The organism is Helicobacter pylori (genome assembly GCF_001998165.1).
GTDB classification, from domain to species: domain Bacteria; phylum Campylobacterota; class Campylobacteria; order Campylobacterales; family Helicobacteraceae; genus Helicobacter; species Helicobacter pylori_DL.
Window position 1 is genome coordinate 26379 of record NZ_MTWR01000030.1, and the last position, 12182, is coordinate 38560.

At 39.6% G+C, this 12182-nt stretch carries 16 protein-coding genes; 2 read left to right on the forward strand and 14 right to left on the reverse strand.

Going from position 1 to position 12182, the window contains the following annotated elements:
- Positions 1 to 200 precede the first annotated feature (200 nt).
- Entirely contained in the window at positions 201 to 1121 is a 921-nt protein-coding gene (hcpD, locus tag BZK24_RS04225; RefSeq protein ID WP_077656677.1) for a Sel1-like repeat protein HcpD, read from the reverse strand.
- Between the two features lie 151 nt (positions 1122 to 1272).
- Here hcpD and rfaJ point away from each other — a divergent pair, with 151 nt between their 5' ends.
- Complete coding sequence (gene rfaJ, locus BZK24_RS04230; RefSeq protein ID WP_077656678.1) at positions 1273 to 2376, forward strand: HP0159 family lipopolysaccharide 1,6-glucosyltransferase; 1104 nt, start codon at positions 1273 to 1275, stop codon at positions 2374 to 2376.
- Here rfaJ and BZK24_RS04235 read toward each other — a convergent pair.
- The 6 genes from BZK24_RS04235 to recA are packed head-to-tail and all read right to left on the reverse strand — an operon-like array spanning position 2373 to position 7059.
- Complete coding sequence (locus BZK24_RS04235; RefSeq protein ID WP_077656679.1) at positions 2373 to 3329, reverse strand: PDC sensor domain-containing protein; 957 nt, start codon at positions 3327 to 3329, stop codon at positions 2373 to 2375. The genes rfaJ and BZK24_RS04235 overlap by 4 nt on opposite strands.
- Before the next feature lie 21 nt (positions 3330 to 3350).
- Positions 3351 to 3839 carry a shikimate kinase gene (locus BZK24_RS04240; protein ID WP_001164274.1) on the reverse strand — a complete coding sequence of 163 codons (489 nt, stop codon included), beginning with the start codon at positions 3837 to 3839 and terminating at the stop codon, positions 3351 to 3353.
- A 4-nt stretch (positions 3840 to 3843) separates the two neighbouring features.
- Positions 3844 to 4440 (reverse strand): AMIN domain-containing protein, encoded by a 597-nt coding sequence (locus tag BZK24_RS04245; protein WP_171972396.1) that lies wholly within the window; start codon positions 4438 to 4440, stop codon positions 3844 to 3846.
- 15 nt (positions 4441 to 4455) lie between these two features.
- Positions 4456 to 4731: a hypothetical protein gene (locus BZK24_RS04250; RefSeq protein ID WP_000146211.1), complete on the reverse strand. Its 276-nt coding sequence runs from the start codon at positions 4729 to 4731 to the stop codon at positions 4456 to 4458.
- Positions 4724 to 6004 (reverse strand): phosphopyruvate hydratase, encoded by a 1281-nt coding sequence (gene eno, locus BZK24_RS04255; RefSeq protein ID WP_077656681.1) that lies wholly within the window; start codon positions 6002 to 6004, stop codon positions 4724 to 4726. The genes BZK24_RS04250 and eno overlap by 8 nt, the downstream gene beginning before the upstream one ends.
- A gap of 11 nt (positions 6005 to 6015) precedes the next feature.
- Positions 6016 to 7059: a recombinase RecA gene (gene recA / locus BZK24_RS04260; protein WP_077656682.1), complete on the reverse strand. Its 1044-nt coding sequence runs from the start codon at positions 7057 to 7059 to the stop codon at positions 6016 to 6018.
- A gap of 98 nt (positions 7060 to 7157) precedes the next feature.
- On the opposite strand from recA, the gene BZK24_RS04265 reads away from it, so the two are divergent.
- Positions 7158 to 8021: a menaquinone biosynthesis family protein gene (locus BZK24_RS04265; protein WP_077656683.1), complete on the forward strand. Its 864-nt coding sequence runs from the start codon at positions 7158 to 7160 to the stop codon at positions 8019 to 8021.
- On the opposite strand, the gene BZK24_RS04270 is transcribed toward BZK24_RS04265, so the two are convergent.
- From BZK24_RS04270 to ccoO, 7 genes are all read right to left on the reverse strand, one after another.
- Positions 8018 to 8785 (reverse strand): hypothetical protein, encoded by a 768-nt coding sequence (locus tag BZK24_RS04270; protein ID WP_077656684.1) that lies wholly within the window; start codon positions 8783 to 8785, stop codon positions 8018 to 8020. The genes BZK24_RS04265 and BZK24_RS04270 overlap by 4 nt on opposite strands.
- 88 nt (positions 8786 to 8873) lie before the next feature.
- On the reverse strand, positions 8874 to 9455 hold the full coding sequence (locus BZK24_RS04275) for a hypothetical protein (RefSeq protein ID WP_077656685.1): 582 nt from the start codon (positions 9453 to 9455) through the stop codon (positions 8874 to 8876).
- Between the two features lie 12 nt (positions 9456 to 9467).
- The gene (locus tag BZK24_RS04280; RefSeq protein ID WP_077656686.1) at positions 9468 to 10055 is read right to left on the reverse strand and encodes a hypothetical protein; all 588 of its coding nucleotides are present in this window, start codon (positions 10053 to 10055) and stop codon (positions 9468 to 9470) included.
- 100 nt (positions 10056 to 10155) lie between these two features.
- Positions 10156 to 10362, reverse strand: coding sequence for a DUF4006 family protein (locus BZK24_RS04285; protein WP_000670499.1), 207 nt, complete (start codon positions 10360 to 10362; stop codon positions 10156 to 10158).
- Between the two features lie 10 nt (positions 10363 to 10372).
- On the reverse strand, positions 10373 to 11251 hold the full coding sequence (gene ccoP / locus BZK24_RS04290; RefSeq protein WP_077656687.1) for a cytochrome-c oxidase, cbb3-type subunit III: 879 nt from the start codon (positions 11249 to 11251) through the stop codon (positions 10373 to 10375).
- 1 nt (position 11252) lies between these two features.
- The gene (locus tag BZK24_RS04295; RefSeq protein ID WP_001876875.1) at positions 11253 to 11471 is read right to left on the reverse strand and encodes a cytochrome c oxidase, cbb3-type, CcoQ subunit; all 219 of its coding nucleotides are present in this window, start codon (positions 11469 to 11471) and stop codon (positions 11253 to 11255) included.
- A gap of 10 nt (positions 11472 to 11481) precedes the next feature.
- Entirely contained in the window at positions 11482 to 12180 is a 699-nt protein-coding gene (gene ccoO / locus BZK24_RS04300) for a cytochrome-c oxidase, cbb3-type subunit II (RefSeq protein ID WP_000490795.1), read from the reverse strand.
- Positions 12181 to 12182 lie beyond the last annotated feature (2 nt).

Below are 12182 nucleotides of genomic sequence, written 5' to 3' on the forward strand. Positions count from 1 at the left end.
TGTTAAAATCAAGCCCTTACTATTTAATCTTTAAAGAACGCTAAAGGCAAAAATGACTCAATAAAAGCAGTTCCCAATCCTAAAATTTTAGATTTTTAATCTCAATACCCATCAATAGAGAAGATTAATCCCTATTTGATGATAGGAGAGGTGAAAGATTCCTATAAGATGAGTTTTAACGATTAGCCCTAAACTTTAGCTTATTGCGTATCGTCTTGCGTGTCGTTTTGCGCGTCATCTTGCAAATTATCAGACTTCTTGCCAATCACTTCTTCTAACACTTTACAACTACCACTAAAGCCTAAAGTGCACCCTTTCTTATAATACGAAATGGCTTTATCCAAATCCTTTGGAGCGCCCTTACCGGTGTAATACATCACCGCCACATTATGACAACCGCTCCCCCTTTTTAAATAACAACCCTTTTTATAAAGATTCAAGGCTTGCTCTCCATTTTGCTTGACATCCATACCGACTTCATACATGTATCCCAAACTCACACAGCTCGCCCCATCTTTTAAATGGCACCCTCTTTTAAAATTCGCAAGGGCTTTTTTCAAATCCTTCTCCACACCTTTGGCGTTCCTATACATATACCCTACAAAGTTACAACTAATGCCGTAATTCAAACTGCAAGCGTATTTAGAAAGAGAAAGGGCTTTGGCATAATTTTGCTTAACGCCCGTGCCATTAAAATACATAAAACCTAAACTACCGCAGCTCACCCCACCTTTTAAGTGGCACCCTCTCCTATAATAATAGATAGCCTTTGGAAGGTCTTTTTGAACGCCATCGCCATCTTCATACATAGAGCCTAAACTCGCACAAGCGAGATAATTCCTTAAATTACACCCTCTTCTGTAATAAAAAACGGCTTTTGGAATACTCTGATCCACGCCATCGCCATCTTCATACATAGAGCCTAAACTCGTGCAACCAACCCCCACCCTCAAATTACAGCTCCTCTTATAAAAAGCCACCGCTTTATGGTAATCCCCTCTCTTAAAGGCTTGATTGGCCATCTTAAAGTATTTCTCACCGGTTGTAGCCACCAAATGACCAAAACAACTTGCCATTAAAAATAAAATCAAAAACCACTTTTTAGTCCAACTCTTTATCATCTCATTCCTTACAAAACTAAGCCAAAGCTCACACAAAGAAAATCAGTAAAACCCCAATCTAATTGGTTATTATAGTATAATATTGTCAAAAAATAAATTCAACTTTTAGATTAAATTTAATTAAAAACCTATTTTAGGGAAACCACTTAAAATGAACATTACTATTCCTATTGTCATCGCTTTTGATAATCATTATGCCATTCCGGCTGGCGTGAGCTTGTATTCCATGCTAGCTTGCGCTAAAACAGAACACCATGATAAAAAACTTTTTTATAAAATCCACTGCTTGGTGGATAACTTAAGCCTTGAAAACCAGCGCAAACTAAAAGAAACTCTAGCCCCCTTTAGCGCTTTTGCGAGTGTGGATTTTTTAGACATTTCAAACCCCAATCTTTGCACCCCTTCAGTAGAACCCTCTGTAATTGATAAAATCAACAAAGCTTTTTTGCAACTCAATATTTACGCTAAGACTCGCTTTTCTAAAATGGTCATGTGCCGCTTGTTTTTGGCTTCTTTATTCCCACAATACGACAAAATTATCATGTTTGATGCAGACACTTTGTTTTTAAACGATGTGAGCGAGAGCTTTTTCATCCCACTAGATGGCTATTATTTTGGAGCGGCTAAAGATTTTGCTTCCGATAAAAGCCCTAAACATTTTCAAATAGCGCGAGAAAAAGACCCTCGTAAAGCTTTTTCCCTTTATGAGCATTACCTTAATGAAAGCGATATGCAAATCATCTATGAAAGCAATTATAACGCCGGGTTTTTAGTCGTGAATTTAAAGCTGTGGCGCGCCGATCATTTAGAAGAACGCTTATTGGATTTAGCCCATCAAAAAGGCCAATGCGTGTTTTACCCTGAACAGGATCTTCTAACGCTCGCATGCTATCAAAAAGTTTTGATCTTACCTTATATTTATAACGCCCACCCTTTCATGGCCAATCAAAAACGCTTCATCCCTAACAAAAAAGAAATTGTCATGCTGCATTTTTATTTTACAGGGAAACCTTGGGTTTTACCTACTTTTTCATATTCTAAAGAATGGCATGAGACTCTTTTAAAAACCCCTTTTTACGCTGAGTATTCCGTGAAATTCCTTAAACAAATGACAGAATGTTTAAGCCTTAAAGACAAACAAAAAACCTTTGAATTTCTTGCCCCCCTACTCAACCCAAAAACCCTTTTAGAATATGTCTTTTTTAGATTGAATAGGATTTTCAAACGCTTAAAAGAAAAATTTTTTAACTCTTAGCGTTCTCGTTTGGGCAACACGCTATAGGCGAATTTAACATAAATCGCTAAACTGATCAAAAGCACCGCCACACCAACAGCCAAATACACCGCATAAGTGATTTTATCCGGTTCGCTCACGCTGAATTTAAACACTAACATTAACGCTTCAATGGCTAATGCGATAATGATAGAGCCTAAAAACCTGATCATCGTGCGGTGGATCGCATGGTGGTTGTCCCCGCTATTTTTACCCAAAACTTCCTCTTCAAAAATCGCCTTGACTAGATCAAAGGTGGCTAAGGCTAGGGTTAAAAGTACAATGGGGTGGAACACTTCTTTAATGTCAAAACTGCTAAAATTGACAATCGCTGTCCAAAAGCTAGAAATGCATTTCACAAATAAGAGCAACGACACTAAAGTGAGCATGATAGAAATCATAAAATACATGACCATGCTCCCTTCGCTAAAGGTCCTGAAATACTTTGAAGGCGAGCTGATTTCAATCGCCACCCTCAAAGGGATTTGCAAGCACACCACAAACGCCAAATCGTTATTTTGATCATACACCGGGTAAGATGCGCTCACTACTAAATGGTTTCCTTTTTTAGAAGGATAGGGGTCCGTTAAAATGCAACGCTTTTCACTCACGGCTTGATAAAAATAATATTTATCGCTAAAACTGGCATGCGATTCTAATTCAATCCCTTCTGTTAAATCATGCTCTAATATCCCTTCCTTATGCCCCTGCTCTTTAAATTGGCTTGGCTTAAGAGCTAACATGCCCTTAGCGTCTAACACAAAAAAACTTTTTGCCATTTTGATTTCAGCTTGCATTTTACTGATTTGTTTGATCAGATAATCCAAAGTGATTTCAGGGAGATGGTTGCGGATATTGTGCGAAAACAAATAGGTAAGATAAGCGTATAACTCGGTGCGGATCTTGGAATATTGGACAATGTCTCTACTTAACATCAAAAGGCCTTTAAAAAAAATTTATGCGATGAATTGTAGCACTTGTTTTAAAGAATTATTTAAACCACCCCTTGCATCAATGATAAAGGAGGCGTTTTTTTCATAGAGGGCTTGGCGTTTTTCAAAAAGCTCTTTGGCTTGAGTGAGGTTATTCAAAAGGGGGCGTTTTTCCCTTTCTTTTTGATTCAAACGCTTAATCAAGGTCTCAAAATCCATTTTGAGGTAAAAAGTTGTGCCTAAACCCTTAAGGTTATCATGCATCACAATGCCCCCACCGGTAGAAATGATATGGGGGGTTTTGAGCGTTTTTAATTCATCAATCAAATTTTTTTCAAACATCCTGAAATTGTCTTCGCCAAGCTCTTCAAAAATCTCCCTCACGCTCAGGCCCACCCTCTCGCTAATGATCATATCCGTATCCAACACTTCCAATTTCAAAGCCAGCCCCAATTCTTGCGCTAAAGAGCTTTTACCGCTCCCCATAAAACCGATTAAGACTAAATGCTGCATGCTTTTATTTCAATTTTAATTCATACGCCCCGTTTTTTTCTTCCAAAAGATAGCGGTATTTCCCATCTAAAATGAGCGTGATGCGGTAATAATCTTTGTGTGTACCGACTTTAATGTGAGAAAAAAACTTCTGGTTTAAATCCATGTTTTGATAAATATCCAAAGGGCCTTTTTGCGTGTCTAACACGATTCTATAAGGATTGACCAGCACAAAAGAGCGCAAAATTTTATAAGGGGAGCGCAAAATCATCGTGTTGTTTGCCATGGAAAAATCAAAATCTTGGATCTGGTAGCGTTTTTCAAAGGCGGCTTGATTAAGGGTGTGTTGGGAGAGCTTTAAGGGGTAATGCCAATCAATGCTCTTATCAATGCCCACGACTTTAGAATGGATAGAGCCATCAATATCCTGGTAAGTGAGCGTGATTTGTTTTAAAATCCTAGCGCTCGTGGGCAAATCCACATGGATTTCTTTAAAATAACTATCATAGATCCCATTAAAGCCCCCTTGCAAATTCTTGGAATTGATTTCAGACTCAAAAGGGTTGTCTCTAGCCAATAAAACGCTTAAAACCACCACCAAACCTATCATCTTTTTTAACACGATCATTCCTTAAATCTAATCTCTAGGTCGTAATTCCTTCAACTCAAACAAACGCTTTTGCAAGCGCACATTCTTGCTTTGCAATTCGGTGATTTCTTGTTGCAAGCGTTCATGCTTGTCTCTTAAATCCAAATAAACCTCTAAAGAAGAGCCCCCAAAAAGCAACTTCCCTAAATAATACCCAAACCCAAGCAGTAAAAGGAAAAAGACAATCAGGGAGCTATGGCTATAGAAAAAATCTCGCGCTTTGTTGTCTTTGATTTCATCGTTTTCAAAAAGGCCACTAGCCATGCTTAAACAACTCTTTACCGATATAAATCCCCCCTTTTAATTCATGCTCAATCTCTAAAAGGCGGTTGTATTTAGCGATCCTTTCGCTCCTTGCGGTGGATCCGGTTTTGATTTCTCCCGTATTGAGTGCGACTGCAAAATCAGCGATAAAGCTGTCTTCACTCTCCCCGCTTCTATGGCTCATCACGCATTGATAGGCATGGTGTTTGGCTAACCTTATGGTTTCCAAAGTCTCACTAATGGTGCCGATTTGATTGGGTTTGATCAAAATGGCGTTTGCGATGTTTTTTTCAATGCCTTTTTGCAAGATGCTCGCGTTCGTTACAAACAAATCATCGCCCACTAATTGGATTTGACGCCCTAATTCCTTGCTCAAAAACGCCCACCCCTCCCAATCGTCTTCGCTCAAACCATCTTCAATGGACACGATCGGGTATTTTGCCACCAACTCTTTATAATAAGCCACTAATTCATGCGAATCTAGAATCTTATTTTCACCCTTTAAATGGTAATTGAAATTTTCATCCACTAACTCGCTGCTCGCTACATCTAAAGCGAGCGCTATTTCTTCGCCTAATTTGTAGCCGGCTTTTTCAATGGCTTGAGAAATGACTTCAAGGGGTTCTACATTGTTGTTAAAATTAGGTGCAAAACCCCCCTCATCGCCCACGCTTGTGAGCTGATTCTTTCCATCTAAAAGTTTTTTAAGCGTGTGATAGACTTCCGCGCTCGCTCTTAAGGCTTCTCTAAAACTCTCAAACCCTAAAGGCATGATCATGTATTCTTGAAAGTCTATGGAATTATTCGCATGCGTTCCGCCGTTGATGATATTGAGCATCGGCACAGGCAAAGTCAGAGCGTTAGCCCCCCCTAAATAGCGGTATAATGGCAGATTTAAAGCCTTCGCGCTAGCCCTTGCTAACGCCATAGAAACGCCCAAAACAGCGTTCGCCCCTAAATTAGCGTAATTAGGCGTGCCGTCTAAAGCCCTTAACCTCTCATCCACAAAGGCTTGGTTGATCGCTTCAAGCCCTATTAAATGGTGTTTGATCACGCTATTGACATTTTCGCATGCCCTTAAGACCCCTTTACCCAAAAAACGGGTTTTGTCATTATCCCTTAATTCTAACGCTTCTCTTTTACCGGTGCTCGCCCCGCTAGGCACAATCGCGCTCGCTTTAGTGTTATCGCTTAAAATCACGCTGGCTTGAATGGTAGGATTGCCCCTACTATCCATCACTTCTAAAGCATGAATATCTTTAATGGTTAGCATCAAAACCCTTTCTATTCCATTTCTTCTAAAGGCTCATCTGGTAAGGGCATGATCTCTTCATTAGAGCCAATGCTCTCTTTAATCTTAAGAGTGATTTCATTCGCTAGGGCTTTGTCTTCTTTCAGTAAGGCTTTAGCGTTTTCTCGGCCTTGCCCTAGCTTTTTATCCTGGTAACTAAGCCATGCCCCACTCTTATCCACAATGTCTAATTTCACGCCATAATCAATGATTTCGCCCTCTTTAGAAATCCCTTCCCCAAACATGATGTCAAATTCCGCTTCTCTAAAGGGCGGAGCGACTTTATTTTTAACGACTTTGGCTTTAGCCCTGTTACCGATATGCTGTTCGTTTTGTTTTAAAGCCGCAATCCTTCTAATATCAATCCTAACGCTCGCATAGAATTTTAAGGCATTACCCCCGGTTGTGGTCTCTGGACTCCCATAACCCATCATGCCAATCTTCATCCTGATTTGATTAATAAAAACGAGAGTAGTGTTCATTTTGTGCAAGACACCGGTGATTTTTCTTAACGCATGGCTCATAAGCCTTGCTTGCAAGCCCACATGCTGATCGCCCATATCCCCATCAATCTCTGCTTTAGGCGTAAGGGCCGCCACCGAATCCACCACCACTAAATCAATCCCTCCGCTTCTGGTGATCGTTTCTAAAATCTCTAAAGCTTGCTCACCTGTATCAGGTTGGGAAACGAGTAGATTTTCCGTATCCACGCCCAGCCTCTTAGCATAATGCACATCTAGGGCATGTTCAGCGTCAATGAACGCGCACACGCCACCATTTTTTTGGCATTCTGCAATAATATGCAAACTTAAAGTGGTCTTCCCGCTTGACTCTGGCCCATAAATTTCAATGATCCTGCCCTTTGGAATGCCCCCAATCCCTAAAGCTAAATCCAATCCTAACGAGCCTGTAGAAATAGCGTCAATCTTTTCTACTTGCTTATCCCCAAGGCGCACCAACGCCCCCTTACCAAAAACCTTATCAATTTGTTTGATCGCTAAAGAAATCGCTTTTTGTTTGTCTTCATCTATTGCCATTAAATCACCTTATTGAATTTGATTTGTTTATTCTATCAAATCCTAGCCTAAAATCTATTATAATAAAAGGACTTACCCTATCACAAAAGGATTTTACTTTGATTAGTGTCGCTCATAGCCCTGATGCTGATGATATTTTCATGTATTATGCGATTAAGTTTGGCTGGATAGATTGCCCCATTAAAAATAAAACATTCAAAAACATTGCCCTTGATATTGAAACCCTAAACCAAGAAGCCCTAAAAAACACTTATGATGTGAGCGCGATAAGCTTTGGGCTATACCCTAAAATTGCGAACGATTACGCCTTACTCCCCACAGCGACGAGCTTTGGGAATGGCTATGGGCCTAAATTAGTGAAAAAAAAGGGCGTGAAATTGAAAAAAGATTTTAGAGTCGCATTAAGTGGGGAGCACACCACCAACGCCCTCTTGTTTAAGATCTATTACAAACACGCGCGCATCACTTATATGAATTTTTTAGACATTGAAAAAGCGGTTTTGGAAGAAAAAGTGCATGCGGGCGTATTGATCCATGAGAGTATCTTGGATTTTCATAATGAATTAGAAGTGGAAAAAGAATTGTGGGATGTTTGGAAAGAACTCATTGAAGTGGATTTGCCCTTGCCTTTAGGGGGCATGGCAATTAGGCGATCCATCCCTTTGTATCGCGCGATTTTGATTAAAAAGGCTTTAATTAAAGCGGTTGAAGTCGCGCTAAAACACCAAAATTTGCTCTCTGAAATGCTGTTAGAGCGCTCGCTCATTCGTGTCAATAAAGAGCGCTTACGAACTTATTTAAGCTTGTATGCGAACGAAACTTCAACGCACTTAAGCGAGATTCAAATTCTCGCCATAGACAAGCTTTTTGAATTGGGCTATCAGCATGGGTTTTATGCCAGTTTGTTAAAGACTAAAGATTGCTTGCTCACTGATGAATATTTAAAATACCGCTTTTCTTAATCCAATTCTAATTTATGCGTAAGCAAGTAACGGATCACCCCATACAATAAAAGGATTTTTAAAAAATCCACCCCCCATAAAAGATAGTATTTATTTTCTTGCAATTCTTGTTGTTGCAAGAAATAATAAAACCCCTCATTGATGCTTAAACTAGAGCTCATTAAGGGCAATAACGAATTGAACGCTAATTCCAAAACAACTCCCACCAAAATGAATAACAGCCCTCCTAGTAAAAAACGCGCTTTTTTGATCCTAGCAGCGTTTAAAACGCTCAAAACAAATAAAAATTTCATTAAAACAAGCCCTAAAAACAGCGCAACGCCTATAGTTTTAGTGGGTTTTAACGCAAAGGTTTTTAAAGCGGTGTGCAAGATAAACAGCACGCTGGATTGCGCGTTAAAAAGGTAATAGCCCAAACGAACGCTCGCTACAAACCAGAACAAACTGAAGATAAAAAACACCATAGGGAGCAAGATTTTAGGGAGCAATAAAGATTCCAAACTAATGGGTAAGGAAAAGCTTAAAACCCCCCTTTTAGAAAAAAGCGCGTTGAGGTTTTTGATCGCTCCCACACTGATTGCAATCAGTAAAAACGCCCCCAAGACAAAAAAGAGCGTGTAGCTTAGGGTGAGCATGGTCGTTTCTTCAGCGCTTTGAGAGGAAAAACAAACCGCTAAAACAGTGAGCGTTATTAAGAAATTCCCTATAACAATATTCCCTACTTGCCCCAAGGCATCATGTTTAAAAACTTTTAAAAAACCCATAGCCTTATTATACTCGTTTGGATAGAAAATTCAGGCTTTTTAATGATTGAGTGCCAATAAAAAACGCCAAAGGCATTTTTTAAACGCGCTACTTAAAAAAAGCCAGTTGCTCTAAAATCAATTCTTCTTTGTTTTTAAAAGTGAATTTAAAAAGGATCTTATAGCGCCCCACTTTATCGCCCTCTAACAAATCAAATTTTAAAGGCTCGCATGCGTTTGCGCAATCAAGCGTTCCTAATAATCTGGGCTGTGATTGGCTGGGATAAAACGCTAAATACACTTGAATATTTGGCGAATCTAAATCGGGTTTGAGCGGTTGCAATCGCGCATAAAGCGTGTTGGACTTTTCTAAAATCAAAGCGTTATTTAAAAGGTTTTCTTGGAGTTTTTTATCCCCATGCGTGCCTTTAGAAAAATAGGGCAAAATAGGGGTTTTAGGGCTTTTAGTAAGGGGCTTTAAACCCACTAAAAAACGATAATTAGCTTTAAAATCTTCATAGGTTTTAAGCATGGCGTTAAAGTTTAAATCCACTTCGTTATGCCCTTTGAAATACACTAAATCGTTTTTAGGCGAATTTTTTAAGGCAAACACCACCAAAAACACCACGATCCCAAGCCCAAAAATAAGCACGCTCATGATCCCTAAAGGCCAAAAGTTTTTTTCTTTCATTGATTTTCCCTCTTAAGATTTTTTAAAAAAATAAAGCCCCAAAAACGCGCCCAAAAGCGTCAACAATAAAATATAAATAACCACCTTTACAAAAGTTACTCCCTTAGGAGCGTTAAAATTTTGCGTGATATTCACACGATATTTTTCCGCTAAAGCATCTACTGCGACCGAATAGCCATTAATAAGCATGGCTGAAATCCTTTGGGGCGTGTATTCTTTAGGGTTTGTAGGGAGTAAGGGAGCGATTTTTTCAAAAAAGATTTTATCAGTGTCTAGCAAATCTTTAGGGTTAGCCACCAATTCTATTTTTTGAGCGTCATGGTAAAAAAAGAATACCACAAAAGGGGGTTTGAGCTGCTTTAAAAAGCCCTCTTGATAGCTTTGGCGCTCTTTTTTAGTCGCTAGAGCGATAGGATTTTTTTCAAAATCCGTCATATCAATCGCAAAACGCACGCCTGTTTTAAGATAAAGCTCTTTAGAAACGCCCTCCACAAACACAACGCTTTTTTCTACCAAACGCCCTTTAGCGTTATTAAAAACATAGGACTCATCAGCCCCCAAACAACAAACAAAGGCTATTACAAGCCATAAGATCCTCATGTGCTAAACAAAAACAAGTTAGGCACAAAAGAAATAACAATGGTCATTAAAATGGTCGCTACTACCATTAAGGCTAAGATTTTTTCTAAAGTCGTGAATTTCATTTTTTACTCCCTTGATTGACTAATTCATAATTGGCCCGGTTTTGGGTGTTTTTTGTCTCTAAAGCGTTAATATCCTTATAGCGGTAATAATTGGTGGCTTGCTCTTTTTGGATATGGATCGCTTTGAATGTAAAAAAAACGGCCACACACAATAAAATAACCACAATCAGTAAATTCCCTGCTAATCCGTTTAAAAATTTCATCTCTTTTCCTTTAATCTTCTAAGGGTTTTAGCGATTGGATAAATTCGGCTAACGCTTTAACTTGCAAATCGCTAAAGTTTTTATATTTGAATGATGGCATATGCCCTATGTTGCCCTTTTTGCCATGCGTTAAGATATTTCTTAAAAAATTCTCTGTGCCGTAAGCGGTCAAATCGGCCGCAAACACTTGATTTTCTTGCAAGCCCTTACCATCATTGCCATGACAGCCTGTGCAACCCATGCTTTCAAACAGCTCCTTGCCTTTATCAATGAGTTGAGGGTTTTTCGTCTTTTTAATGCTAGAAAGTTCTGCCATCACATAGCTCGCGATCGCTTTAGCGTCTTTTTCGTCCAATTCCATAGCGGGCATTTCCCCAGCGAGATAATCCATGCCCTTAGAGCCATGCTTAATGGTGTCCATAATGCCCTCTTCTTTACCCCAACGCACCAGATTTTGAGCGCTCCCATGCAAGCCTTCAGCGGTAATGCCATGGCATTGCGAACAATGGACTAAAAAGATGCCTTGACCCATATCCACCAATTCCTTTTGACCCAAATGCTTCCACTTGGCTTCAAATTTTTGGTTGTGCGCTTTAACTTCTTCATTGTATTGCCCGATTTGAGAAAAGCTATTCAGCGGATACCCAAAGAAAAAATACCAAAAAGCCCACACAATCGTGCACATAAAGCTTGCGATCCAGCCTACTGGCACATTATTGGCAAACTCCCCTATCCCATCAATCAAATGCCCATTTTCTACAAGCTCACCTTGAGATTTGCTGTCGCGCATTTCTTTAATGAGCGAACTGGATTCATAGATGGTTAAAACTAAAATCACAAGTGCTGCAATCAAGCCAAAAACATTTATATGGTCGTTTAAAAAATCCATTTCAACTTTCCTTTATGCCCTTATCATGAACTTCTTTATGGCGTGGTTCAATCAACTCATCTTCTAAAGCGTCATTTAACGCTAAATACCCGTATCGCTCATAATCCACAATGCCCTTTTTTTGCTTTCTATACATGCTAAAGATATAAGCGTACAAAAAGAGCGTAAAAAGAATGGTAAAAAACGCATACGCAAAACCTCTCAAACTTTCCAAATCCATCATTCACCCCTTATTTAGCGTTTTGATTAGCGTTGATCCTGGAATTACCCAAGCTGTTCAAATAAGCGATCAAAGCCACAATTTCTAAGACTTCGCCCCTTTGAATGGCGTCTAGCACCCTCTTGTCTTTCATGTCGGCTGTGATTTTTTTCGCTTCTTCTAAATAGGCTTTTTTCGCTTCTTCTACGCTCCCTAATTTCACGCCGTTTTCGGTGTCATAAGGCACGCCAAAAACCTTTTTTTGCGTCAAAGCTTCTGCATAAGCGGTGTCAAAATCGCTCTTTTTTATGAATAAATGCTTATAGGCGGGCATGATGCTGTGCGGCACAACGCTTTTAGGATCCAGCATGTGTTTTTCATGCCAATCGGTTGTGCGATAATCCCCCACCCTGTGCAAATCAGGGCCAATCCTTTTAGAACCCCACAAAAATGGCCTGTCATACGCATATTCCCCGCTCAAACTATACGCGCCATATCGATCCACCTCAGCTTGGAAAGGGCGGATAAGCTGGGAATGGCAATGATAACAACCTTCTTGGATATAAATTTGCCTCCCTGCTGTTTCTAAAACCGTATAAGGCCGTAAGCCTTCAATCGGGCGAGCGGATTTGAAGAAGTTAGGCAAAATCTCCACCAAGCCCGCAATCGCAAACACAAAAATAAACGCAAGAGTGAAAAAGAACGGGTTTTTTTCTAAAAAACTAAACATCT

Coding starts and splice junctions, on each gene's coding strand:
- eno (WP_077656681.1), bottom strand. CDS start 6,004: ATGCTAACCATTAAAGATATTCATGCTTTAGAAGTGATGGATAGTAGG.
- BZK24_RS04280 (WP_077656686.1), bottom strand. CDS start 10,055: ATGAGGATCTTATGGCTTGTAATAGCCTTTGTTTGTTGTTTGGGGGCT.
- ccoO (WP_000490795.1), bottom strand. CDS start 12,180: ATGTTTAGTTTTTTAGAAAAAAACCCGTTCTTTTTCACTCTTGCGTTT.
- BZK24_RS04250 (WP_000146211.1), bottom strand. CDS start 4,731: ATGGCTAGTGGCCTTTTTGAAAACGATGAAATCAAAGACAACAAAGCG.
- hcpD (WP_077656677.1), bottom strand. CDS start 1,121: ATGATAAAGAGTTGGACTAAAAAGTGGTTTTTGATTTTATTTTTAATG.
- BZK24_RS04235 (WP_077656679.1), bottom strand. CDS start 3,329: ATGTTAAGTAGAGACATTGTCCAATATTCCAAGATCCGCACCGAGTTA.
- BZK24_RS04295 (WP_001876875.1), bottom strand. CDS start 11,471: ATGGATTTGGAAAGTTTGAGAGGTTTTGCGTATGCGTTTTTTACCATT.
- BZK24_RS04240 (WP_001164274.1), bottom strand. CDS start 3,839: ATGCAGCATTTAGTCTTAATCGGTTTTATGGGGAGCGGTAAAAGCTCT.
- BZK24_RS04270 (WP_077656684.1), bottom strand. CDS start 8,785: ATGGGTTTTTTAAAAGTTTTTAAACATGATGCCTTGGGGCAAGTAGGG.
- rfaJ (WP_077656678.1), top strand. CDS start 1,273: ATGAACATTACTATTCCTATTGTCATCGCTTTTGATAATCATTATGCC.
- BZK24_RS04275 (WP_077656685.1), bottom strand. CDS start 9,455: ATGAAAGAAAAAAACTTTTGGCCTTTAGGGATCATGAGCGTGCTTATT.
- ccoP (WP_077656687.1), bottom strand. CDS start 11,251: ATGGATTTTTTAAACGACCATATAAATGTTTTTGGCTTGATTGCAGCA.
- recA (WP_077656682.1), bottom strand. CDS start 7,059: ATGGCAATAGATGAAGACAAACAAAAAGCGATTTCTTTAGCGATCAAA.
- BZK24_RS04285 (WP_000670499.1), bottom strand. CDS start 10,362: ATGAAATTTTTAAACGGATTAGCAGGGAATTTACTGATTGTGGTTATT.